Source organism: Streptomyces sp. CG 926 (genome assembly GCF_003148825.1).
Classification (GTDB): Bacteria; Actinomycetota; Actinomycetes; order Streptomycetales; family Streptomycetaceae; genus Streptomyces.
The window spans coordinates 38,702-61,582 of record NZ_QGGZ01000018.1 but is presented as its reverse complement, the minus strand read 5'-3'; the positions used below and the strand labels follow the sequence as shown (position 1 = coordinate 61,582).

Genomic DNA, 22,881 nt, shown 5'->3' with positions numbered 1-22,881 from the left:
GATGTGAATAGATTGACCAACATCGGAGGAGGCACCGCCATGTCAGGACCCCGCCCCGTACGTGCCGCGCGAGGCACCGAGCTCAGCACCCTGGGATGGCAGCAGGAGGCCGCCCTGCGGATGCTGCAGAACAACCTCGACCCCGAGGTCGCCGAGCACCCCGACAAGCTGGTCGTCTACGGCGGCACCGGCAAGGCCGCGCGCGACTGGCGCTCGTACGACGCCATGGTCCGCACCCTCCAGACCCTCAAGCAGGACGAGACGATGCTCGTCCAGTCCGGCCGCCCGGTCGGCGTGATGCAGACCCACGAGTGGGCGCCGCGCGTCCTGCTCGCCAACTCCAACCTGGTGGGCGACTGGGCCAACTGGGAGGAGTTCCGCCGGCTGGAGCACCTGGGCCTGACCATGTACGGCCAGATGACCGCCGGGTCCTGGATCTACATCGGCACCCAGGGCATCCTCCAGGGCACCTACGAGACCTTCGCCGCCGTCGCCGCGAAGAAGTTCGACGGGACCCTCGCCGGCACCATCACCCTCACCGCCGGCCTCGGCGGCATGGGCGGCGCCCAGCCGCTGGCCGTGACGATGAACGACGGCGTCGCGATCTGCATCGACGTCGACCCGCGCGCCATCGACCGCCGCATCGAGCACCGCTACCTGGACGTCAAGGCCGACAACCTCCGCCACGCCCTCCAGCTCGCCGTCGAGGCCCGCGACGCCCGCAAGCCGCTCTCCATCGGTCTCCTCGGCAACGCCGCCGAGCTGCTCCCGCAGATGCTGGCCGAGGGCGCGCCCATCGACATCGTGACCGACCAGACCTCGGCCCACGACCCGCTCGCGTACCTGCCGGTCGGCGTCGACTTCGACGACATGGCCTCCTACGCCGCCAAGGACCCGGCCGGCTTCACCACCCGCGCCCGCGAGTCCATGGCCAAGCACGTCGAGGCCATGGTCGGCTTCATGGACGCCGGCGCCGAGGTCTTCGACTACGGCAACTCCATCCGCGGCGAGGCCCAGCTGGCCGGCTACGACCGCGCCTTCGCCTTCCCCGGCTTCGTCCCGGCCTACATCCGCCCGCTGTTCTGCGAGGGCAAGGGCCCCTTCCGCTGGGCCGCCCTGTCCGGCGAGGCCTCGGACATCCACAAGACCGACAAGGCCATGCTGGAACTCTTCCCCGAGAACGAGTCCCTGCACCGCTGGATCAAGATGGCCGGCGAGCGCGTCCACTTCCAGGGCCTGCCCGCCCGCATCTGCTGGCTCGGCTACGGCGAGCGCGACAAGGCCGGCGAGCGCTTCAACGAGATGGTGGCCGACGGCACCCTCGCCGCCCCGCTGGTGATCGGCCGCGACCACCTCGACTGCGGCTCGGTGGCCTCCCCGTACCGCGAGACCGAGGCCATGCTCGACGGCTCCGACGCGATCGCCGACTGGCCGCTGCTCAACGCCATGGTCAACGTGGCCTCCGGCGCCTCCTGGGTCTCCATCCACCACGGCGGCGGCGTCGGCATGGGCCGCTCGATCCACGCGGGCCAGGTCACCGTCGCCGACGGCACCAAGCTCGCGGGCGAGAAGATCCGCCGCGTCCTCACCAACGACCCGGGCATGGGCGTCATCCGCCACGTCGACGCCGGCTACGACATCGCCGAGTCGGTCGCCGACGAGCGCGGCGTCCGCGTCCCCATGCGTGAGGGCGACGACGCGTGACCTTCCACGAGATGTGGGCCGAGCTCGCGCCCATCGGCCGCGACGCCGGCACCGGCGGGTACCGCCGGTACGCCTGGAGCGGGGCCGACGCCGACTGCCGGACCTGGTTCCAGGAGCAGGCCGAGGCGCGCGGGCTGACGTACGAGACCGACCGCAACGGCAACCAGTGGGCCTGGCTCGGCGACCCCCTCGCGGGGGACGCCGTGGTCACCGGCTCGCACCTGGACTCCGTCCCCGACGGCGGGGCCTTCGACGGCCCCCTCGGGGTGGTGTCCTCCTTCGCGGCCCTGGACGAACTCCGCAGGAGAGGCGCGGAGTTCTCCCGGCCGTTGGCCATCACCAACTTCGGCGACGAGGAAGGTGCCCGCTTCGGGCTCGCCTGCGTCGGCTCCCGGCTCGCCGCCGGGCAGCTGACCAAGGAGAAGGCGTACGAGCTGCGCGACGCCGAGGGCATCTCCCTGCCCCAGGCCATGGAGGCCGCCGGATACGACCCCGAGACCATCGGGGCCGACCCCGAACGCCTGGGCCGCGTCGGCGCCTTCGTCGAGCTGCACGTGGAACAGGGCCGGGCCCTGGACCTGTCCGGGGACCGGGTCGGCATCGCCTCCGCGATCTGGCCGCACGGCCGTTGGCGGTTCGACTTCCGCGGCGAGGCCAACCACGCCGGCACCACCCGGCTGGTCGACCGCCGCGACCCGATGCTCACCTACGCGGCGACCGTGCTGGCCGCCCGCAGCGAGGCGGCCCTCGCCGGGGCCGTCGCCACCTTCGGGAAGATCTCCGTCGAGCCCAACGGGGTCAACGCCATCCCCTCGCTCGTGCGCGGCTGGCTCGACTCCCGGGCCGCCGACCAGGCCACCCTCGACACGGTCGTCACGGCCATCGAGAAGGCCGCCCGCGAGCGCGCCGACCAGGACGGCATCGACCTCGGCATCGTCCGGGAGTCCTTCACCCCGGTCGTCGAGTTCGAGCACGCCCTGCGCGACGAGATGAACCGGATCCTGGGCGGTTCGGTCCCCGTCCTCGGCACCGGCGCGGGACACGACGCCGGGATCCTCTCGGCGACCGTCCCGACCGCCATGCTGTTCGTACGGAACCCGACCGGCGTCTCCCACTCCCCGCGGGAGTTCGCCGCCGAGGACGACTGCGTGGCGGGCGTCCTCGCCCTCGCCGACGTACTGGAAGGCCTGGCATGCCGCTGAAGACGTACTGGCTGGAGCACGCCTGGCTCGGCACCCACGTCGAGCCGGGCGTCGCCCTGGAGGTCACCGCGGAGGGCCGGATCGGCGCCCTGCGCACCGGGGTGGAGACCCCGCCGCCCGGCGCCGAGGTGCTGCGCGGCCTGACGGTCCCGGGCCTGGCCAACGCGCACAGCCATGCCTTCCACCGGGCCCTGCGGGGCACCGTCCAGGTCGGCTCGGGCACCTTCTGGACCTGGCGCGACCAGATGTACAAGGTCGCCCAGAACCTCACCCCCGAGAGCTACTTCGCGCTCGCCCGCGCCGTCTACGCCGAGATGGCGCTGGCCGGCATCACCAACGTCGGCGAGTTCCACTACGTCCACCACGCGCCCGGCGGCGCCCGGTACGCCGACCCGAACGCCATGGGCGAGGCCCTGATCGAGGCCGCCGCCGCGGCCGGCATCCGGATCACCCTGCTGGACACGGCCTACCTCTCGGCCGGCTTCGGCGAGGCGCCCAACAGCCACCAGCTGCGCTTCTCCGACGGCACCGCCGAGGCCTGGGCCGAGCGCGCGAGTGCGCTGAGGCCCCGTGAGCACGCCCTGATCGGCGCGGCGATCCACTCGGTCCGCGCCGTGCCGGCCGCCGAACTGGCCACCGTGGCCGGCTGGGCCGACGAGCGCCGGGCGCCCCTGCACGTCCACCTCTCGGAGCAGACCGCCGAGAACGACGCCTGCCTGGCCGCCCACGGACGTACGCCCACCCAGCTGCTGGCCGACCACGGCGTGCTCGGCCCGCGCACCACCGGCGTCCACAACACGCACCTCACCGACACGGACGTCGCCCTCCTCGGCGGGACCACCACCGGCACCTGCATGTGCCCTACCACCGAACGCGACCTCGCGGACGGCATCGGCCCGGCGACCCGGCTCCAGCACGCGGGCAGCCCGCTGTCCCTGGGCAGTGACAGCCACGCCGTGATCGACCTGCTCGAAGAGGCCCGCGCGATGGAGCTGAACGAGCGCCTGCGCAGCCGCACCCGGGGCCACTGGACGGCGAACGCCCTGCTCACCGCCGCCACCGAGGACGGCCACGCCGCCCTCGGACTCCCGGACGCGGGCCGCCTGGAGGTGGGCGCGCTCGCGGACTTCACCACGATCGCGCTGGACTCCGTACGTACGGCGGGTCCGCCGGCGCGGCTGGGGGCCGAGACGGCCGTCTTCGCGGCCACCGCCTCGGACGTCCGCCACACCGTGGTCGGCGGCCGCCACGTGGTCCGCGACGGCGCCCACACCCTCGTCGAGGACGTCCCGTCCGCCCTCGCCGAATCCATCGCCGCCCTCCGCGCCTGACCGCTTGCCGGGGCTCCGCCTCGGACCCCGCGCCTCAAACGCCGGCGGGGCTGTACTTCAGCCCGTCCGGCGTTTGAGGACCGGGTCCGGGCAGAGCCCGGTGCTCCGAGAGGAACCCCATGACCACCACCGCCATCACCAACATCGGCAGCCTCGTCACCAACGACCCGTCCGTCGGCGACGGCTCCCCCCTCGGCCTGATCGAGAACGCGGCGGTCGTCATCGACGGCGACAAGATCGCCTGGGTCGGCCCCGCCGCACAGCTCCCGGCCACGGACGAGCGCTTCGACGCGGACGGCCGTGCCGTCATCCCCGGCTTCGTCGACAGCCACAGCCACCTCGTCTTCGCCGGCGACCGCACCCAGGAGTTCAACGCCCGCATGTCGGGCCGCGCCTACTCCGCCGGCGGCATCCGCACCACCGTCGCCGCCACCCGCGCCGCCACCGACGCCGAGCTGGAGGCGGGCCTCGTCCGCCACCTCGACGAGGCCCGCCGCCAGGGCACCACCACCTTCGAGACCAAGTCCGGCTACGGCCTCACCGTCGCCGACGAGGCCCGCGCCCTGCGCATCGCCGCCGCGCACACCGAGGAGGTCACCTACCTCGGCGCGCACATCGTCTCCCCGGACTTCGCCGAGGACCCGGCCGGCTACGTCGACCTCGTCACCGGCGAGATGCTGGAGGCCTGCGCCCCGTACGCCCGCTGGGTGGACGTCTTCTGCGAGAAGGGCGCCTTCGACGGCGACCAGGCCCGCGCGATCCTCACCGCCGGCGCCGCCGCCGGGCTGATCCCGCGCGTCCACGCCAACCAGCTGTCCTACGGGCCCGGCGTCCAGCTCGCCGTCGAGCTCGAAGCGGCCTCCGCCGACCACTGCACCCACCTGACCGACGCCGACGTCGACGCCCTCGTGCAGGCCGCCGACACCACCGTCGCCACCCTGCTGCCCGGCGCCGAGTTCTCCACGCGCGCCCAGTGGCCCGACGCCCGGCGCCTGATCGACGCGGGCGCCACCGTCGCCCTGTCCACGGACTGCAACCCCGGCTCCTCCTACACGAGTTCGATGCCCTTCTGCATCGCGCTCGCCGTCCGCGACATGCGGATGACCCCCGACGAGGCGCTCTGGTCGGCCACCGCGGGCGGGGCCCGCGCCCTGCGTCGCGACGACATCGGCCTCCTGGCTCCCGGGGCCCGCGCCGACCTGGCCCTGCTGGACGCCCCGAGCCATGTCCACCTCGCCTACCGACCGGGCGTGCCGCTCGTTTCCGGCGTCTGGCAGCGGGGCCGGCGCGCCTACTGACGAACTGTCGATCCCGGGTTGTCCTTTGTCTTCCCTCCGTAAGGGCCCGGGCGTACCTTGAGCCACCGATCTGATGTGTCGTCAGTTTTCTGTGGCCCGAGGGGAAGACGAAGGTGTCCGACCGCAAACGCTCCACCGCGCTCGCGCTGGCCTCCGCGCTGGCCGGATCGGCGGTGCTGTTCACCGCCCCCGCGGCCCATGCCGCCGTCGTCGACGTCGCCTACGACTGCAAGACCCCGATCGGGGACAAGTCGGCGGTGTCGCCCATCGACATCAAGTCCGTCAAGGAGGGGGACGGGTACAAGCTGACGATGTCCTTCCAGAAGGGCGTCTCGTCCAGCCCCATCGAGCTCGGCAAGGGCGCCATGAGCCCCAGCGCCGTCATCCTCGTCGGCGGCGCCGAGAAGGTGTCCGTACCGGTCTCGGGGCCGTCCAACCCCGAAGCCGTGCCCCCGGACACCCCCATCAAGATCACCGACCTCTCGGGCACCTACACGCCCAAGAAGAGCGGCAAGGTGACCTTCACCGCCGGCGTGCTCACCATCAAGGCGATGGGCACCACGACCACCTGCACCCCCGGCAACAGCCCGGGACCCTCGCTCGAACTGGACGTCACGGCGCCCGGTGGCGGCGGAAACGCGCAGCCAGGCGCCGAGACCACCGACACCACCGGCGACACCCTTCCGCAGACCGGGCCCGCCGACTCCGCCCTGGCCCTCGGCACCCTCGGCGGCACGGTGCTGCTCGCCGGCGCGGCCGGCGTGCTCTGGCTGACCCGGCGCGGGCAGCGGGCCCGGTCCTGAACGGAGCACCCCGGTCATGCCCGTGCACCACACCCTCAGGCGCGCCGCCGTCGTCCTCCTGCTCGCCGCCGCCACGCTGTACGCGGCTCCGGCGCGCCCGGCGGTCGCCGACGAGCCGGGCTGGACCGCCGAGCCCGCCGCCGGCGCGGCGGCGACCACCGCCCGCCCGTACTTCTACCTCGCCGGCGCCCCCGGCACCGTGCTGGAGGACCGCCTCGCCCTGGCCAACACCACCGACCGGGAGCGCACCATCACCCTGCGCGGGGCCGACGCCTACAACACGGCCGACGGCGCCCTCGCGGTCCGCCCGGCGACGCCCGGCGCCGGAGCCGCCGACACCGAGGGGGCCACCGGAGCCACCGGGGCCGGTTCCTGGATCAGCTTCGGAGCCGCCACCACCGTGAAGGTCCCGCCCCGCACCCGCGCCGTGGTCCCCTTCACCCTCACCGTGCCGCCCGGGTCCCCGCCCGGCGACCACCCCGCCGCCGTGATCGCCTCCGAGGGCGGCCACGACGTCGGAGTACGGATCCACCTGCGGGTCGGCGGCCCCACCCTGGCGGCCCTCACGGTCGAGGACGTCGCCGTCCGGGGCCGGGGCGCGGCCGCCGTCATCGCCTACACCCTCGTCAACCGCGGCAACGTGGCCCTCACCCCCGAACCGCGGATCCACACCGAGGCCCTCGTCGGCGAGGTGTCCGACCCGCCCCGCGGCCGCACCCCGCCGATCGAACTGCTCCCCGGCCGGCGGGTGGAGCTCACCGAGCCCTGGCCCGGCGCCCCGGCCCTCGACCGGGTCCGCGTCACCCTCACCGTGACCGCCCCCGGCGGCGCCCGAGCCACGGCCACCGGAGCGCACTGGCTCGTCCCCTGGGGGTGGGTCGGCCTGCTCGGGGGCGGCCTGCTCGGCCTCGGCGCGACGACCGCCGCAGCGCTGTACCTCGTACGCGGCCGGCGACCCGAACCGGGCCCGGCCCCGGCGCCGGACGGGCCGCCCGCGGCCGGACCGACGACCCCTGCACCGCACCACGAACTGACGGGAGCCGCCAGGTGAGAAGAGTCGGAGCCCTGCTGGCCGCGGGACTGGCGGTGTGCGCCCTCGCCCTGTTCCCCGCGGGCCCGGCCGCCGCCGCCGAGGGCAAGCCGACCGTGGCGCTCTCCCTCCAGGAGGCCGCCAAGGGCACCCCGATCACCGTCACCGGCACCGGCTGGCCGGCGAAGACGCTGGTGATGCTGCTGGTCTGCGGCCAGAACATGATCGGCGGTACCAACAGCTGCGCCAACGCCGACGGCGCCGCCGTCTCGGTCGCCGCCGACGGGGGCTTCACCGCCCAGCTGCCCGTGGTGGCGCCGCCCAAGCCGTGCCCCTGCGTCGTCCACGCGACCTCCGTCAACGGAGACCAGTCCACCGTCGCGACCCCCTTGAAGATCACCGACCACCCGGTCGCCGAGCTGCCCGCCGAATCCGGCACGGCCCGCCTCGCGATGCTCACCGGGGTCCGGCTGGAGGGGGAGGACGGGGTGCTGACCTGGTTCGGCGCCCCGCCCGCCCGGAAGTTCAAGGTCACGGTCGGCAATCTCGGGCCGGTCCCCGTCAAGGACCCGGTCTTTCAGCTCGGTACCGCGCACGGAGTGTTCGCCCCGCTGTGGGAGGAGGCCCGCTGGAAGGGCACCATCCCGCCCGGCGGCAAGGCGGAGATCGCGCTCGACGTGAGCCTGGCCGCCGGCGCCCACGGGGACTACACGATCTCCCTCAAGTACGGCGAGACCGTGGTGGCCACGCAGCCCTGGGGCGTGGACCGCCCGTACGGGGTGCTGCTGTTCTGGGGCCTGCTCCTGCTGGTGATCCCGGCCGCGGTCTTCCGTATCGGCATGGCGATCGTCGACCGGGTCCGGCCGCGCGCCGCGGCCGCCGCGGGCCGCCACCGGGGCGTACGGCTCCCCGACGCGGCCTCCGCGATCACGGCCCGGCTGCCGAGGATCGGGGCCGCGCGATCGCCCGAGCCGGCCCCGGGCTCCGACCTCCCGGAGCCGTCCCCCCACACCACCACGGCGGTCCTGCCGTGGTTCACCCCGGACAGCGCGCCGGGCACAGCACCACAGGCGTCCGCACCGTCTGAGAACCGTTCGACGACGAAGGGACATTCGTGAATACCCAACGGAGGGTGAGCGCGGCCGTGATCGCGCTGCTGCTCGGCGGCGCCGGTATCGCCATCGGAGCCACTCCCGCCCAGGCCGCGGAGACCAAGTTCAACGTCAAGTGCGTGCCCCCGGCCGGGGGCGGCGCTCCGGTGGAGGGGGAGACCACCGCCAAGGTCACCGCCCCCGCCTCGGCGAAGGTCGGCGACGAGGTCGACGTGTCGTGGGAGACGGTGAAGCCCGCCTCGAACAACACGGACCTGATGGACATCCCGCAGGACGCGGTCCAGCCCACCGGCTGGATCACCGTGGGCGGGGGCGGCGGTGAGCTGAAGGTCGTCGGGGAGAAGAAGAACCCGCCGATCCCGAAGAAGGCGCCCATGCAGATGTCCGTGATGAAGGGCAAGCTGAAACTCACCAAGGCCGGGAAGGTCACGCTGACCCCCGGCAAGTACGACGTGGCCGTCACCTTCTCCTTCGGCACGTTCGTCACCAAGTGCGCGCCGACCGGCGCCGTGGGGGTCGGGGCCACCATCGACGTGGCGGCCGGCTCCAGCGGCGGTACGACGACCGGCGGTACGACCACCGGGGGCACGACCACCGGTGGCACGACGACCGGGGGCACGACCACCGGTGGCACGACGACCGGGGGCACCACCACGGGCGGCTCCACCGGCGGGGGAGGCGGCCAGACCGACTTCCCGGGCAAGGCGGTCGAGGTGGCCTTCGACTGCGGGCCGGTCGTCCCGGGGGGCATCAAGACCCCGGTCACGATCAACGCGAAGAAGAACGGCGGCAGCTACGACCTGACCGTCAAGACCGCCAAGGGTGCGATGGCGGCGCCCATGGCCCTGCCCGCGGGAGCGCTCAAGCCCTCCATGGACGTGAAGCTCGGCGGCGCGGACAGCGGCACGGTCAAGGTCACCGGCCCGGCCAACGCGGAGCCCATCCCGGACAAGGCCCCGGTCAGCCTCAGCGACATGACCGGTACCTACAAGCCCGGCAAGAGCGGCAAGGTGACGCTCAGCCCGGACCAGCTGACGATCGACGTCACGATGGCTCCCGGCGCCACCCCGATCAACGTCCCCTGCAAGGCGGCGAGCAGCGGGGTCTCGCTGGAGCTGGACACCGCCGCCCAGCCGGGCGGCTCCGGTTCCTCCACGGCGTCCGGCGGCGGCAGCAGCACCTCGGGCGGTCTCGCCGAGACCGGCGCGGAGGACGAGGGCGGCATCAAGGCCCTGGCCCTGGTCGCCGGCACGGTGATCCTGCTCGGCGGGGCGGTGTTCACCTTCACCCCGTGGCGCCGCCTGCGCGGCACCCGCTGACACACGAACGGCCCGGCACACCTTCCGGTGTGCCGGGCCGTTCCGTGCGACGGGGGGCGGACGCGTCAGCCCATGCCGTCCATCAGCTGGTTGACCTTCTTGCGGTACATGAAGATCGCGAGGCCGGCGGCCACGGCGGCGACCGCCTGGAAGAGGATGACCCCGACGCCGTTGAGCTGCACGTCGGCCAGACCCATCAGACCGGTGATGCAGTCACCGGCGGTGACGGCCAGGAACCAGACGCCCATCATCTGGGAGCCGTACTTCTGCGGCGCCATCTTCGTGGTGACCGACAGGCCGACCGGGGAGAGGCACAGCTCCGCGAGCGTGTGCATCAGGAAGATGAGCACCAGCCACCACATGGTGACCTTGGTGTCGTTGCCGGCGGTCTGGCTCAGCGGCAGGGCGAACACGAAGAACGAGGCGCCGACGATGACCAGGGCCACCGAGAACTTCACGATGGTGCTGGGCTCGCGGTTGCGGCGGGCCAGGGCCACCCAGGCGGCGGCGAAGACCGGGGCCAGGGCCACCACGAAGAGCGGGTTCAGCGACTGGAAGATGGTGGTCGGGACTTCCCAGCCGAACAGGCTGCGCTCGGAGTTCTTGTCACCGAAGAGCGAGAGCGTCGAACCGCCCTGGTCGTAGATCATCCAGAAGACGGCGGCGGCCACGAAGAACCAGATGTAGGCGCTCATCCGGGTCTGCTCGACGGTGGACAGGTCCCTGTCGCGCTTGATGCGGACGAGGACGGCGACCGGGATGAGCAGGCCGGCGATGGTGATCGGGTACAGCGCCCACTTGATGGTGAACATGTCCGCGGCGACCACGGCACCGTAGAAGACGGCGACGACGGCCAGGACGGCGAGGGCCTTGACGATCACGGCCTTGCGCTCGGCGGCGGACAGCGGGTTCGGGACGACGCTGCTCTGCGGGCTCAGGGTGCGACCGGCGAGCAGGTAGACCACGAGACCGATGGCCATACCGACGGCGGCCAGAGCGAAGCCGAGGTGCCAGTTCACCTCCTCGCCGACGATGCCGATACCGATCGGCGCGAGCAGCGCACCGACGTTGATGCCGATGTAGAAGATCGTGAAGCCGCTGTCCCGGCGCGGGTCGTCCACACCGCGGTACAGGTGGCCGACCATCGTGGAGATGTTGGCCTTCAGCAGACCGGAGCCGACCGCGACCAGCAGCAGACCGACGAAGAACGCCAGCTGGCCGGGCAGTGCGAGCGACACGTGGCCCGCCATGATCACGACACCGGCGATGGCGACGGTCTTGCGGGCACCCCAGACGCGGTCACCGAACCAACCGCCGGGCATGGCCATGAGGTAGACCATGGCCACGTAGACGGAGTAGATCGCCGTGGCCGTCGCGGCGGTGAAGCCGAGGCCACCACCCTGGCTGCCGGTCGCGGCGTCGACGCCGCCGGAGACCAAGTACAGAACGAGAAGCGCACGCATGCCGTAGTAGGAGAAGCGCTCCCACATCTCGGTCATGAACAGCGTGGCCAGGCCGATCGGGTGGCCGAGGACGGTCTTCTCGTGAGCGGGGCTCGGTGAGGCCGTCGTCAGGCTGGAAGCCATGGTCGATCCTTGCTTGCTCGGGACGCTTCGGCTTCGTGAGCTCATCCGCGCCCGGTGGGGGGTGGCCGGCACCGGCGGACGGATCTCCTACCCCACGCCTCGGGGCCCGCCCCACGGGGATGGGGGCGGCAGGACATCCGTAACCGGGATCCACGCCCTCCCGCGCATCATCACGCGAGGGGCCCGGCCAACAGGTCATTCACTCTCGTCCTGGCTGACGGACCGGTCCTTGATCGGACCGTCCGTCCGGTTCAGGACAGAAATAGAGACCTTTGCGCTGCTTTTCGGCACAAAGGTCCCTGAGGTATTGCATCAGGCGTCTCGCCACCATACGACACGACACTGCGGCATATGAAAGGACTTGAGAGATGGATCACAAGGCGTGCCGGGAACCGTTCGACCATATTCGAAGGCGCTCAGCGGTTCATAAGCGCAGATAGAGAGGGGTCTTCCCGGGGGCCTCTGGTTTCACCCGCCGCGGACTACCATCACCCACATGACGCGTGTACTGCTCGCCGAGGACGACGCATCCATCTCGGAACCCCTGGCCCGCGCCCTGCGCCGGGAGGGGTACGAGGTCGAGGTCCGGGAGGACGGCCCCACCGCCCTGGACGCCGGACTGCAGGGCGGCGTCGACCTCGTCGTCCTCGACCTGGGACTGCCGGGCATGGACGGCCTGGAGGTCGCCCGCCGCCTGCGCGCCGAGGGCCACGGCTTCCCGATCCTGGTCCTCACCGCCCGGGCCGACGAGGTCGACACGGTCGTCGGCCTGGACGCCGGCGCCGACGACTACGTGACCAAGCCCTTCCGCCTGGCCGAACTGCTCGCCCGGGTCCGGGCCCTGCTCCGGCGCGGCGCCACCGAGGCCCTCCAGCCCCCCGCCACCCACGGCGTGCGGATCGACGTCGAGTCGCACCGGGCCTGGATGGGGGAGGAGGAGCTCCAGCTCACGGCCAAGGAGTTCGACCTGCTGCGGGTCCTGGTCCGCGACGCGGGTCGGGTCGTCACCCGCGACCAGCTCATGCGCGAGGTCTGGGACACCACCTGGTGGTCCTCCACCAAGACCCTCGACATGCACATCTCCTGGCTGCGCAAGAAGCTGGGCGACGACGCCGCCAACCCCCGCTACATCGCCACCGTGCGGGGCGTCGGCTTCCGCTTCGAGAAGAGCTGACCGTCTCCTCCGGCCCCACCTGGGGCATGCTCTAGGGCATGCGCCGCCGCCTCATCAACTCCACGCTCGCCGTGGTGCTCGTCGTGATCGCCGTCTTCGGGGTATCCCTGGTCATCGTCGAGACCCGGACCATCACCAGCAGCGCCCAGGACCGCATCGAGTCCGAGGCGCTGCGGCTCGTGGGCATCGTCGAGGCGAACGTCCTGGAGGACAAACCGATCGACCCCGTGGCCCTCGCGGAGCAGCTGGACGCCGGCCACCACGCGCGGATCACCGTCCCGGGCCAGTCCGCCGTGCAGGTGGGCGCCCCGATCCTCGACAGCGTGATCCGGGGCACCGCCCGCGGGGAGCAGGGCGAGGTCGTGGTCGTCGAGGAGGCCCGCTCCACCGTGACCCGTGAGGTCGGGCGGACCCTGGCGGTGGTCGGCGCGGTGGCCCTGCTGGCTGTCGTGGCGGCCGTACTGCTCGCCGTACGGCAGGCCAACCGGCTGGCCTCCCCGCTCACCGACCTGGCCGAGACGGCCGAGCGGCTCGGGTCGGGCGATCCGCGACCCCGGCACAAGCGGTACGGGGTCCCCGAGCTGGACCGGGTCGCGGACGTGCTGGACTCCAGCGCCGAGCGGATCGGCCGGATGCTGACCGCCGAGCGGCGCCTGGCCGCGGACGCCTCCCACCAGCTACGCACCCCCCTCACCGCGCTCTCCATGCGGCTGGAGGAGATCACGGTCACCGACGACCTGGCGACCGTCCGGGAGGAGGCGACGATCGCCCTGACCCAGGTGGAGCGGCTCACGGACGTGGTGCAGCGGCTGCTCACGAACTCGCGCGACCCACGCACGGGCTCGGCGGTCCCCTTCGACCTGGACGAGGTCGTCAAGCAGCAGGTCGAGGAGTGGCGGCCGGCCTACCGCAGCGCGGGCCGGGCCATCGTGCGCTCCGGACGGACGGGCGTACGGGCCGTCGGCACCCCGGGCGCGGTCTCGCAGGTACTGGCCACCCTGGTGGAGAACGCACTGATGCACGGCGGTGGCACGGTCGCGCTGCGCACCCGGGTGATCGGCAACCAGGCGGTGCTGGAGGTCACGGACGAGGGACCCGGCGTCCCGCCCGACCTCGGCAACCGGATCTTCGAGCGGACGATCAGCGGCCGCAACTCCACCGGGATCGGCCTCGCGGTGGCCCGGGACCTCGCCGAGGCCGACGGCGGTCGCCTGGAGCTGCTGCAGACGCAGCCACCGGTGTTCGCGCTGTTCCTCAGCCGGACGGCGCCGGAAAGGGCCGTGCCGGAGGCGACGGTCCGCTAGGTCGTCTCTTTCGGATCTTGTCGGGTGAGCCCGGGGCGTCCGGTGCGGTACATCGCAAGGCGGAGGGGCGCCCGTGTACTGGACGTACTCGGGTGCCCCGACAACGCGGCGAGGTGCCGTGCCGGGCGGGCCGGGCCCGACAAGATCCGGAAGAGACGGCCTAGGCCCGGTTGTTCGCGGGCTCGGGCGCGGGCTGGGGCGTCGGCTTCGGCGCAGATACGGGCTCGGGCTCGGGCGCGGATTCGGCCACGGTCACGGGCAGGGCCTTGAAGACCCAGGTCCGGTACGACCAGAAGCGGAAGACGGTCGCCGTCCCGATGCCGACGAACTTGAAGACGTTGGACGCGAGCGGCCCGTCCCAGCCGAACCCGTAGGTGGCGGTGTAGAGCACGCCGTTCTCGATGACCAGCCCGATCGCGCTGAACACGGCGAACAGGGTCAGCTCACGGGTGCGCCCGCTCTGTGCGCGGTCCCGGTAGGCGAAGTAACGGAAACCGAGGTAGTTCGTGGCGATGGCCACGACGGTGGCTATGACGCTCGCGCGCACCACCTGGAGGTCGGTCGTGTTGCGGATCAGGTTGAAGACACCCAGGTTGACCAGCACACCGAGACCGCCGACGGCCCCGAACTTGGCGACCTCCCGTGCGAAACCGCGTACGCGCTCGAGGGGCGATCCGTTCTTCGGCGTGCTCATGTGATGGTTCAGTCCCTGTCGGTCACCGCCCCGCGAGGGGCGTCCGGTGGTTTTCGTCAACCCAGACATGCTAAGTGTCGCTCGGTTGCTCCGTCTGTCCCATCCGGGACCGTGCGACGCAACGCACACGGGCACACACACGGGTACACACGGGAACGTTCTCGCCAGGGCCGTGTCCGGATGGCGGAATACCGGCGGATACCCTGGAGGAGTGACGTTCCCGGTAGTCGGCATGGTCGGCGGCGGACAGCTCGCCCGCATGACCCACGAGGCGGGTATCCCCCTCGGTATCAAATTCAAGCTCCTCAGTGACACGCCGCAGGACTCGGCGGCCCAGGTCGTGAGCGATGTCGTCATCGGCGACTATCGCGACCTGGAGACGTTGCGTGCCTTCGCGCGCGGTTGTGACGTGATCACCTTCGACCACGAGCATGTACCCATGGAGCACCTACGGGCCCTGGAAGCGGACGGCATCCCCGTCCGCCCGGGGCCCGACGCTTTGGTGCACGCCCAGGACAAGGGGGTGATGCGCGCCAAGCTCGACGAGATCGGCGCGCCCAGCCCCCGCCACCGGATCGTCGCCGATCCGGACGACGTGGCCGCCTTCGCGCAGGAGGTGGGCGGGTTCCCCGTCATCCTCAAGACCGTGCGGGGCGGGTACGACGGCAAGGGGGTGTGGTTCGTCCGCAGCCCCCAGGACGCGGCGGCCCCCTTCAAGGCGGGTGTCCCGGTCCTCGCGGAGGAGAAGGTCGAGTTCGTCCGCGAGCTCGCGGCGAACATCGTCCGCTCCCCGCACGGCCAGGCGGTGGCCTATCCCGTCGTCGAGTCCCGCCAGGTGGACGGGGTCTGCGACACGGTGATCGCCCCGGCCCCGAACCTCTCGGAGGCCCTCGCGGGCGAGGCCCAGGCCCTCGCCCTGCGCATCGCCAAGGAACTCGACGTGACCGGCCACCTGGCCGTGGAGCTGTTCGAGACCACCGACGGCCGGATCCTGGTCAACGAGCTGGCGATGCGCCCGCACAACAGCGGCCACTGGACCCAGGACGGGGCCGTGACCTCACAGTTCGCCAACCACGTACGGGCGGTGCTGGACCTTCCGCTGGGCGACCCGCGCCCCCGCGCCACGTGGACCGTCATGGCGAACGTGCTGGGCGGGGACTACCCCGACATGTACGCGGCGTACCTGCACTGCATGGCCCACGACCCCCAGCTGAAGATCCACATGTACGGCAAGGACGTGAAACACGGTCGCAAGGTCGGCCACGTCAACACCTACGGCGACGACCTGGACGATGTGCTGGAGCGCGCACGCCACGCTGCCGACTACCTCAGAGGAACGGTCACCGCATGAGCCCCACCTCCGCAGCCCCCGTCATCGGCATCGTCATGGGTTCCGACTCGGACTGGCCCGTCATGGAGGCGGCCGCCCAGGCCCTGGACGAGTTCGAGATCCCCTACGAGGTCGACGTCGTGTCCGCCCACCGGATGCCGCGCGAGATGATCGAGTACGGGGAGCGGGCCGCCGGCCGCGGGCTGAAGGCGATCATCGCGGGCGCGGGCGGAGCCGCCCACCTGCCCGGCATGCTCGCCTCGGTCACCCCGCTGCCGGTCATCGGCGTGCCGGTGCCGCTGAAGTACCTCGACGGCATGGACTCGCTGCTGTCGATCGTCCAGATGCCCGCCGGGGTTCCCGTCGCCACCGTCTCGGTCGCCGGCGCGCGCAACGCGGGCCTGCTGGCCGTACGGATGCTGGCCGCGCACGACACCGAGCTGCTGGCCCGGATGCGCGACTTCCAGCAGGAGCTGAACGACCAGGCCACGGAGAAGGGCAAGCGGCTGCGTACGAAGGTCGCGAACGCGGAGTCCTTCGGGTTCGGCAAGTGAGCGCCGCGCAGCGTCTGGACGAGGCGCGCGAGCTGCTGGCCGAACACCCCGTCGTGGACGGCCACAACGACCTGCCCTGGGCGCTGCGCGAGCAGGTGCGCTACGACCTGTCGCGTCGGGACATCGCGGGCGACCAGTCCGCGCACCTGCACACCGACATCCCCCGGCTGCGCGCCGGCGGGGTCGGGGCGCAGTTCTGGTCCGTCTACGTGCGGTCCGACTACGCCGGTGACGAGGCGGTCAGCGCCACCCTGGAGCAGATCGACGTCGTCGCCCAGCTGATCGACCGTTATCCCGGCGACCTCGTGCGGGCGCTGACGGCGGACGACATGGAGGCGGCCCGCGCCGACGGCCGGATCGCCTCGCTGATGGGCGCCGAGGGCGGCCACTCCATCAACAACTCGCTCGCCACGCTGCGCGCCCTGCACCAGCTGGGCGTGCGGTACATGACGCTCACGCACAACGACACGATCGACTGGGCGGACTCGGCGACCGACGAGCCCCGGCACGGCGGTCTGACCGACTTCGGCCGCGAGGTCGTCCGCGAGATGAACCGCGTCGGCATGCTGGTGGACCTCTCGCACGTCGCCGCGACGACGATGCGCGACGCCATCGCCGTCTCCGCCGCGCCGGTGGTCTTCTCGCACTCCTCGGCGCGGGCGGTCTGCGACCATCCGCGCAACATCCCCGACGACGTGCTGGCCACGCTGCCGGGCAACGGCGGGGTGGCGATGGCCACCTTCGTACCGAAGTTCATCCTCCCGGCGGCGGTCGAGTGGACCCTGGCCGCGGACGAGAACCTGCGGGCGCACGGTCTCCACCACCTGGACACCACCCCCGAGGCGATGGCCCTGCACCGCGCCTTCGAGGAGGCGCGCCCGCGTCCCATGGCCACGGCCGCCACGGTGGCCGACCACCTGGACCACATGCGCGAGGTGGCCGGCATCGACCACATCGGCATCGGCGGGGACTACGACGGCACGGCCTTCACCCCGTCCGGCCTGGACGACGTGGCGGGCTACCCGAACCTCGTCGCCGAGCTGCTCACGCGCGGCTGGTCCAGGGCCGACCTGGCGAAGCTCACCTGGTCCAACGCGGTACGGGCGCTGCGCGACGCGGAGGCGGTCGCCCGCGACCTGTCGGCCTCCCGGGGCCCGTCGAACGCGGTGATCCGCTAGCGGACTCGGTGCCCGGCGGATGCGGTAACAGGGTGTGACCTGCGGGTTCACTCGAACGCTGCGTCCGCCGGGCGGCCGTGCCGTCCCACATGTCACGGTGGCACCACCTCTCCCTGCTGCCGCCGAGACCGGAGCGAACGCCATGGCCGACCTGCAGGATGAACCCCACTCCGTGGGCATCGGAGCCGAAGACCTCCCCGCACCCGCGGTAGCGGTGGCGGCGGGCGCCCTCGACCGGGCCGTCGCGCTGCTGGCCGTCCATCCCGTGGCCGACGGATGCAACACGCTGGTCCGGACCCTGCACCAGCGCCCGTACCACGACATCGAAACCTCGGACACGGGCGTGGACACCGACATCCCGCGGCTGCGCGCCGGGGGAGTGGGGGCCCAGTTCTGGTCCCTGCTCGTGCCGTCGGCGCGGGCGCGCGAGGACGCCTCCGGCGACCAGGTGCTCTCCGACACGCTCGACGAGATCGACACGGCGCTGACCTTGATGCGCCGCTATCCCGACAGCCTGTGCCTGGCCCTCGGCGCCGACGACCTGGCGGACGCCCGCAACCGCGGCCGCATCGCCTCGTTCCTGGGCCCGGTGCCCGGCCGGACCCTCACCGACTCCCTGGGCGCGCTGCGCGCCTTCCACGCGCTGGGCGTACGGATCCTCGCGCCGGCGGGGGCGCCCTGGGCCCAGGACGAGCTGACGGCCTTCGGCCACGAGGTGGTCCGCGAGGCGAACCGGCTGGCGATCCTGCTGGACCTGACGGACTGCCCGCCGGCGGTCGCCTGCCGGCTCGCGGGGGCCTCCAAGGCCCCGGTGATCATCTCGAACACGGCGGCCGCCTCGCTGAACCCGCATCCGGGGAACGTGACCGACGAGGTGCTGGCGGCCCTGCGGGAGGCGAACGGCCTGGCGATGGTCACCTTCGACACCGCGCGCACCGGGGACTCCCTGCACGCGGTGGCGGACCACCTGGACCATGTACGGGCGATCGCGGGCCCGCACGGCGTCGGACTCGGCGCCAGCTTCGGCACCGGACCGGGCCACCCCCGCCCGACAGGCCTGACCGACCCCTCGGGCTACCCGCGGCTGATCGCGGAACTGCTGGAGCGCGGCTGGCCGGAGTCCGAGGTGGCACTGCTGACCTGGGGCAACGCCCAGCGCGTCCTACGCGACGCGGAATTCACCTCCCGCGCGGCCCAACACCGCCGCTGACCCTTCCAGCCCCGCCGGCGTTCGAGGCGCAGGGGTCCGGGGGCGGAGCCCCTGGCAACGGCGCCGCACGGCACCCGGATCCGCACCCCCGCCCGGCCCGAGGGCTAGGCTCGCGGACGCCCCATCGCCCGGTACGTCCAGCCCGCCGCCCGCCACCGCACCGGGTCCAGCGCGTTGCGGCCGTCCAGGATCAGCCGGTCGGTGACCACGCCCGCCAGCTCCGCCGGGTCGAGGTCGCGGAACTCGCGCCACTCGGTCAGGTGCAGGACGACCTCCGCGCCGCGGGCCGCCGCCGCGGCGGACTCCGCGTAGCCCAGCGTCGGGAAGACGCGGCGGGCGTTGTCCATGCCCTTGGGGTCGTAGACGGTGACCTGACCGCCCTGGAGGTGGATCTGCCCGGCCACGTTCAGCGCGGGCGAGTCGCGCACATCGTCGGAGTCCGGCTTGAAGGTGGCACCGAGCACGGCGACCCGCTTGCCGAGGAACGAACCGCCCACGGCCTCCCGGGCCAGCTCGACCATGTGCCCGCGGCGCCGCATGTTGATGGAGTCGACCTCGCGCAGGAAGGTCAGCGCCTGGTCGGCGCCCAGCTCACCGGCGCGCGCCATGAAGGCGCGGATGTCCTTGGGCAGGCAGCCGCCGCCGAAGCCGATCCCCGCGCGCAGGAACTTCGCGCCGATCCGCTCGTCGTAGCCGATGGCCTCGGCCAGCTTGACCACGTCCCCGCCGGCGGCCTCGCACACCTCCGCCATCGCGTTGATGAAGGAGATCTTGGTCGCGAGGAAGGAGTTCGCGGCGGTCTTCACCAGCTCCGCGGTCGGGAAGTCGGTGACCACCAGCGGGGTCCCCTCCGACATCGGGGTCTCGTACACCTCCCGCAGCAGCTTCTCGGCGCGCTCGCCCTGGACGCCGATCACGATCCGGTCGGGGTGCAGGGTGTCGTCCACCGCGAAGCCCTCCCGCAGGAACTCCGGGTTCCAGGCCAGTTCCACGTCCGCGCCCGCCGGGGCCCGCTCCGCGAGCTCGCGGGCGAGCCGCTCCGCCGAGCCGACCGGCACCGTGGACTTGCCGACGACCAGGACCGGCCGGGTCAGGTGGGGGGCCAGCGAGGCCATCGCGGAGTCCACGTAGGACATGTCGCAGGCGTACTCGCCGTGCTTCTGCGGGGTGTTCACGCAGACGAAGTGGACGTCACCGAAGGCGCCGACCTCCTCCCAGGAGGTCGTGAACCGCAGCCGGCCGGTCGAGCCCGGCAGCCCGGCCACGTGCTTGGCCAGCAGCTCCTCCAGCCCGGGCTCGTACATCGGGACCCGGCCCGAGGCCAGCATCTCGATCTTCTCGGGCACCACGTCCAGCCCCAGCACCTCGAAGCCCAGCTCCGCCATCGCGGCAGCGTGGGTGGCGCCGAGGTAGCCGGTGCCGATCACAGTGATCCTGAGGGGGGCCATGGGTGCTCCAGAGGTGCGGGGCCGTTTGCGGCCACTGAGCATAGTCGGGCCCGCCGGCGGGGACGTTCCCGCAGGAACCACCGCTGTCACCCATCTCACGTGGCCCTTCCATATCGCCATCCGTGACCGGACCACTAGGCTTGGGTTACTTAACGGTAGTTAGCATCACGCATCACCCTGGGGAGTGAGAGATCTTGGCGGGTTCTGCCGACTTCGACCTGTACCGCCCGGCCGAGGAGCACGACATGCTCCGCGAGTCGGTCCGCTCGCTCGCCGAGGCGAAGATCCTGCCGTTCGCGGCCGCGGTCGACGAGGAGTCCCGCTTCCCGCAGGAGGCCCTGGACGCCCTGGTCTCCAGCGACCTGCACGCCGTCCACGTGCCGGAGACCTACGGCGGCGCGGGCGCCGACGCCCTCGCCACCGTGATCGTGATCGAGGAGGTGGCCCGTGTCTGCGCCTCCTCCTCCCTCATCCCGGCCGTGAACAAGCTCGGCTCGCTCCCGGTGATCCTCTCCGGTTCCGAGGAGCTCAAGGCCAAGTACCTGGGCCCCCTCGCCAAGGGCGACGCGATGTTCTCGTACGCGCTCTCCGAGCCGGACGCGGGCTCCGACGCCGCCGGCATGAAGACCCGCGCCGTGCGCGACGGGGACTTCTGGGTGCTCAACGGCGTCAAGCGCTGGATCACCAACGCGGGCGTCTCCGAGTACTACACGGTGATGGCCGTCACCGACCCGGAGAAGCGCTCCAAGGGCATCAGCGCCTTCGTCGTGGAGAAGAGCGACGAGGGCGTGTCCTTCGGCGCCCCGGAGAAGAAGCTCGGCATCAAGGGCTCCCCGACGCGCGAGGTCTACCTCGACAACGTCCGGATCCCCGCCGACCGCATGATCGGCGCCGAGGGCACCGGCTTCGCCACCGCGATGAAGACCCTGGACCACACCCGCATCACCATCGCGGCCCAGGCGCTCGGCATCGCCCAGGGCGCCCTGGACTACGCCAAGGGCTACGTCCAGGAGCGCAAGCAGTTCGGCAAGCCGATCGGCGACTTCCAGGGCGTGCAGTTCATGCTCGCGGACATGGCCATGAAGGTCTCGGCCGCCCGCGCGCTGACCTACCAGGCCGCCGCCGCCTCCGAGCGCGGCGACGCCGACCTGACGTACCTCGGCGCCGCGGCCAAGTGCTTCGCCTCCGACATCGCCATGGAGGTCACCACGGACGCGGTCCAACTCCTGGGCGGCTACGGCTACACCCGCGACTACCCGGTGGAGCGCATGATGCGCGACGCCAAGATCACCCAGATCTACGAGGGCACGAACCAGGTCCAGCGCATCGTCATGGCGCGCAACCTGCCGTAGGGCGGGGGCCCTTCGAGAAGCCCCGGCCGGCCCGGCCGGGGCTTCTACGTGCGGCGCATCGGCATGGCCGTCGCATACCCCCGGATGGGCTAAATTTGGACCCTCATATGCACAATCGGTTGGGGAGAACGCAATGACGGAAGCGATCCTGCTAGTTGGCGGGCAGGGCACGCGTCTGCGCCCCGTGACGGTGAACACCCCCAAGCCGATGGTTCCGGCAGCAGGTGTCCCCTTCCTCGCACACCAGATAGCCAGGGCCGCTGCCGCAGGCGTCACCCACATAGTGATGGCCACCTGCTACCTCGCCGAGGTCTTCGAGCCCTACTTCGGTGACGGATCGGCCTTCGGCCTCACCCTTGAGTACGTGGTCGAGGACGAGCCGCTCGGTACCGGCGGCGCCATCCGCAACGCCGCCCAGCGGCTGCACGGCGGCCCGGACTCCTCCGTCCTCGTCTTCAACGGCGACATCCTCACCGGCCTGGACATCGCCGGCCTGGTCGAGTCCCACAAGGCCGCCGAAGCCGACGTCTCCCTGCACCTCGTCAGCGTCGAGGACCCCCGCGCCTTCGGCCTGGTCCCCACCGACTCCGAGGGGCGGGTGCTGGCCTTCACCGAGAAGCCGCAGACCCCCGAAGAGATCATCACCGACCAGATCAACGCCGGCTGCTACGTCTTCCGCCGCGATGTGATCGACTCCATCCCGGCCGGGCGTCCCGTCTCCGTCGAGCGCGAGACCTTCCCCGGTCTCCTCGCCTCCGGGGCCAAGCTGCACGGCGTCACCGAGAACACCTACTGGCTGGACCTCGGCAAGCCGGAGTCCTTTGTCCAGGCTTCCGCCGATCTGGTACGAGGCGTCGTGTCCTCCCCGGCCGTTCCCGGCCCCCGTGGTGAAGCCCTGGTGCTCCCGGGAGCCCATGTGGCGGACGGCGCGAAGCTTTCGGGAGGTACTGTGGTGGGCGCTGGTGCCCGGATCGAATCGGGCGCCGTCGTCCAGGGCTCCATCGTGCTGGACGGCGCGATCATCGGTCCGGACACGCACGTCAGCGCCAGCCTGGTCGGCGCCGGAGCCTCGGTGGGAACGCGCACAGTCCTGGACGGCGCGGTCATCGGCGACGGTGCGGTCGTAGGGGCTGACAACGAACTTCGCGCAGGGGCGCGGGTGTGGTGCGAGGCTGAACTGCCCGCGGCCGCAGTCCGCTTTTCCTCCGACCGGTGACCCCGGGCAGGGACGCGCGTACCGACCGACTTCAGT

At 72.0% G+C, this 22,881-nt stretch carries 19 protein-coding genes; 16 read left to right on the top strand and 3 right to left on the bottom strand.

The window, feature by feature from the left end; all coding sequences use genetic code 11:
- The first annotated feature begins 39 nt into the window (after window positions 1-39).
- From hutU to BCL76_RS39295, 8 genes are all read left to right on the top strand, one after another.
- Window positions 40-1,704 carry a urocanate hydratase gene (gene hutU, locus BCL76_RS35070; RefSeq protein ID WP_109783427.1) on the top strand — a complete coding sequence of 555 codons (1,665 nt, stop codon included), beginning with the start codon at window positions 40-42 and terminating at the stop codon, window positions 1,702-1,704.
- Between the two features lie 11 nt (window positions 1,705-1,715).
- Window positions 1,716-2,906 (top strand): allantoate amidohydrolase, encoded by a 1,191-nt coding sequence (locus BCL76_RS35065; protein WP_109783462.1) that lies wholly within the window; start codon window positions 1,716-1,718, stop codon window positions 2,904-2,906.
- Window positions 2,897-4,237: a formimidoylglutamate deiminase gene (locus tag BCL76_RS35060; protein ID WP_109783426.1), complete on the top strand. Its 1,341-nt coding sequence runs from the start codon at window positions 2,897-2,899 to the stop codon at window positions 4,235-4,237. The genes BCL76_RS35065 and BCL76_RS35060 overlap by 10 nt, the downstream gene beginning before the upstream one ends.
- Before the next feature lie 119 nt (window positions 4,238-4,356).
- Window positions 4,357-5,535: an imidazolonepropionase gene (gene hutI / locus BCL76_RS35055; protein ID WP_109783425.1), complete on the top strand. Its 1,179-nt coding sequence runs from the start codon at window positions 4,357-4,359 to the stop codon at window positions 5,533-5,535.
- 113 nt (window positions 5,536-5,648) lie between these two features.
- The gene (locus BCL76_RS35050; protein ID WP_109783424.1) at window positions 5,649-6,338 is read left to right on the top strand and encodes an LPXTG cell wall anchor domain-containing protein; all 690 of its coding nucleotides are present in this window, start codon (window positions 5,649-5,651) and stop codon (window positions 6,336-6,338) included.
- 16 nt (window positions 6,339-6,354) lie between these two features.
- Window positions 6,355-7,389, top strand: coding sequence for a hypothetical protein (locus BCL76_RS35045; RefSeq protein ID WP_109783423.1), 1,035 nt, complete (start codon window positions 6,355-6,357; stop codon window positions 7,387-7,389).
- Window positions 7,386-8,486: a neocarzinostatin apoprotein domain-containing protein gene (locus tag BCL76_RS35040; protein WP_109783422.1), complete on the top strand. Its 1,101-nt coding sequence runs from the start codon at window positions 7,386-7,388 to the stop codon at window positions 8,484-8,486. Before BCL76_RS35045 ends, BCL76_RS35040 begins: the two co-directional genes overlap by 4 nt.
- 14 nt (window positions 8,487-8,500) lie before the next feature.
- Window positions 8,501-9,799: a hypothetical protein gene (locus tag BCL76_RS39295; protein WP_181382867.1), complete on the top strand. Its 1,299-nt coding sequence runs from the start codon at window positions 8,501-8,503 to the stop codon at window positions 9,797-9,799.
- 65 nt (window positions 9,800-9,864) lie between these two features.
- Here the strand turns inward: BCL76_RS39295 and BCL76_RS35025 are convergent, their stop codons facing one another.
- Window positions 9,865-11,385 (bottom strand): peptide MFS transporter, encoded by a 1,521-nt coding sequence (locus BCL76_RS35025; protein WP_109783420.1) that lies wholly within the window; start codon window positions 11,383-11,385, stop codon window positions 9,865-9,867.
- Between the two features lie 496 nt (window positions 11,386-11,881).
- Between BCL76_RS35025 and BCL76_RS35020 the strand changes: the two genes are divergently transcribed.
- Together BCL76_RS35020 and BCL76_RS35015 are read left to right on the top strand one after the other, a co-directional pair.
- A complete protein-coding gene (locus BCL76_RS35020; protein ID WP_030724697.1) occupies window positions 11,882-12,559 on the top strand; it encodes a response regulator transcription factor in 678 nt (225 codons plus the stop codon).
- Between the two features lie 38 nt (window positions 12,560-12,597).
- The gene (locus BCL76_RS35015; protein ID WP_109783419.1) at window positions 12,598-13,863 is read left to right on the top strand and encodes an ATP-binding protein; all 1,266 of its coding nucleotides are present in this window, start codon (window positions 12,598-12,600) and stop codon (window positions 13,861-13,863) included.
- A gap of 160 nt (window positions 13,864-14,023) precedes the next feature.
- On the opposite strand, the gene BCL76_RS35010 is transcribed toward BCL76_RS35015, so the two are convergent.
- A complete protein-coding gene (locus tag BCL76_RS35010; protein WP_109783418.1) occupies window positions 14,024-14,557 on the bottom strand; it encodes a GtrA family protein in 534 nt (177 codons plus the stop codon).
- A gap of 211 nt (window positions 14,558-14,768) precedes the next feature.
- Here BCL76_RS35010 and BCL76_RS35005 point away from each other — a divergent pair, with 211 nt between their 5' ends.
- The 4 genes from BCL76_RS35005 (at window position 14,769) to BCL76_RS34990 (ending at window position 18,829) form a co-directional block, all read left to right on the top strand.
- Window positions 14,769-15,908: a 5-(carboxyamino)imidazole ribonucleotide synthase gene (locus BCL76_RS35005; RefSeq protein ID WP_109783417.1), complete on the top strand. Its 1,140-nt coding sequence runs from the start codon at window positions 14,769-14,771 to the stop codon at window positions 15,906-15,908.
- On the top strand, window positions 15,905-16,441 hold the full coding sequence (purE, locus tag BCL76_RS35000) for a 5-(carboxyamino)imidazole ribonucleotide mutase (protein ID WP_030763602.1): 537 nt from the start codon (window positions 15,905-15,907) through the stop codon (window positions 16,439-16,441). Before BCL76_RS35005 ends, purE begins: the two co-directional genes overlap by 4 nt.
- Entirely contained in the window at window positions 16,438-17,619 is a 1,182-nt protein-coding gene (locus BCL76_RS34995) for a dipeptidase (RefSeq protein WP_109783416.1), read from the top strand. The genes purE and BCL76_RS34995 overlap by 4 nt, the downstream gene beginning before the upstream one ends.
- Window positions 17,620-17,761: 142 nt before the next feature.
- Entirely contained in the window at window positions 17,762-18,829 is a 1,068-nt protein-coding gene (locus tag BCL76_RS34990; protein ID WP_109783415.1) for a membrane dipeptidase, read from the top strand.
- A 104-nt stretch (window positions 18,830-18,933) separates the two neighbouring features.
- On the opposite strand, the gene BCL76_RS34985 is transcribed toward BCL76_RS34990, so the two are convergent.
- Window positions 18,934-20,277: a UDP-glucose dehydrogenase family protein gene (locus BCL76_RS34985; protein WP_109783414.1), complete on the bottom strand. Its 1,344-nt coding sequence runs from the start codon at window positions 20,275-20,277 to the stop codon at window positions 18,934-18,936.
- Between the two features lie 194 nt (window positions 20,278-20,471).
- Here BCL76_RS34985 and BCL76_RS34980 point away from each other — a divergent pair, with 194 nt between their 5' ends.
- Both BCL76_RS34980 and BCL76_RS34975 read left to right on the top strand, forming a co-directional pair.
- A complete protein-coding gene (locus BCL76_RS34980; RefSeq protein ID WP_030724705.1) occupies window positions 20,472-21,629 on the top strand; it encodes an acyl-CoA dehydrogenase family protein in 1,158 nt (385 codons plus the stop codon).
- 133 nt (window positions 21,630-21,762) lie between these two features.
- Window positions 21,763-22,845 (top strand): nucleotidyltransferase family protein, encoded by a 1,083-nt coding sequence (locus BCL76_RS34975; RefSeq protein WP_109783413.1) that lies wholly within the window; start codon window positions 21,763-21,765, stop codon window positions 22,843-22,845.
- Window positions 22,846-22,881 lie beyond the last annotated feature (36 nt).

What these genes read in the sequence shown, in the direction of transcription:
- hutU (WP_109783427.1), top strand. Translation starts at nt 40, where the DNA reads ATGTCAGGACCCCGCCCCGTACGTGCCGCGCGAGGCACCGAGCTCAGC.
- BCL76_RS35065 (WP_109783462.1), top strand. Translation starts at nt 1,716, where the DNA reads ATGTGGGCCGAGCTCGCGCCCATCGGCCGCGACGCCGGCACCGGCGGG.
- BCL76_RS35060 (WP_109783426.1), top strand. Translation starts at nt 2,897, where the DNA reads ATGCCGCTGAAGACGTACTGGCTGGAGCACGCCTGGCTCGGCACCCAC.
- hutI (WP_109783425.1), top strand. Translation starts at nt 4,357, where the DNA reads ATGACCACCACCGCCATCACCAACATCGGCAGCCTCGTCACCAACGAC.
- BCL76_RS35045 (WP_109783423.1), top strand. Translation starts at nt 6,355, where the DNA reads ATGCCCGTGCACCACACCCTCAGGCGCGCCGCCGTCGTCCTCCTGCTC.
- BCL76_RS35025 (WP_109783420.1), bottom strand. Translation starts at nt 11,385, where the DNA reads ATGGCTTCCAGCCTGACGACGGCCTCACCGAGCCCCGCTCACGAGAAG.
- BCL76_RS35020 (WP_030724697.1), top strand. Translation starts at nt 11,882, where the DNA reads ATGACGCGTGTACTGCTCGCCGAGGACGACGCATCCATCTCGGAACCC.
- BCL76_RS35015 (WP_109783419.1), top strand. Translation starts at nt 12,598, where the DNA reads ATGCGCCGCCGCCTCATCAACTCCACGCTCGCCGTGGTGCTCGTCGTG.
- BCL76_RS35010 (WP_109783418.1), bottom strand. Translation starts at nt 14,557, where the DNA reads ATGAGCACGCCGAAGAACGGATCGCCCCTCGAGCGCGTACGCGGTTTC.
- purE (WP_030763602.1), top strand. Translation starts at nt 15,905, where the DNA reads ATGAGCCCCACCTCCGCAGCCCCCGTCATCGGCATCGTCATGGGTTCC.
- BCL76_RS34990 (WP_109783415.1), top strand. Translation starts at nt 17,762, where the DNA reads ATGGCCGACCTGCAGGATGAACCCCACTCCGTGGGCATCGGAGCCGAA.
- BCL76_RS34985 (WP_109783414.1), bottom strand. Translation starts at nt 20,277, where the DNA reads ATGGCCCCCCTCAGGATCACTGTGATCGGCACCGGCTACCTCGGCGCC.
- BCL76_RS34975 (WP_109783413.1), top strand. Translation starts at nt 21,763, where the DNA reads ATGACGGAAGCGATCCTGCTAGTTGGCGGGCAGGGCACGCGTCTGCGC.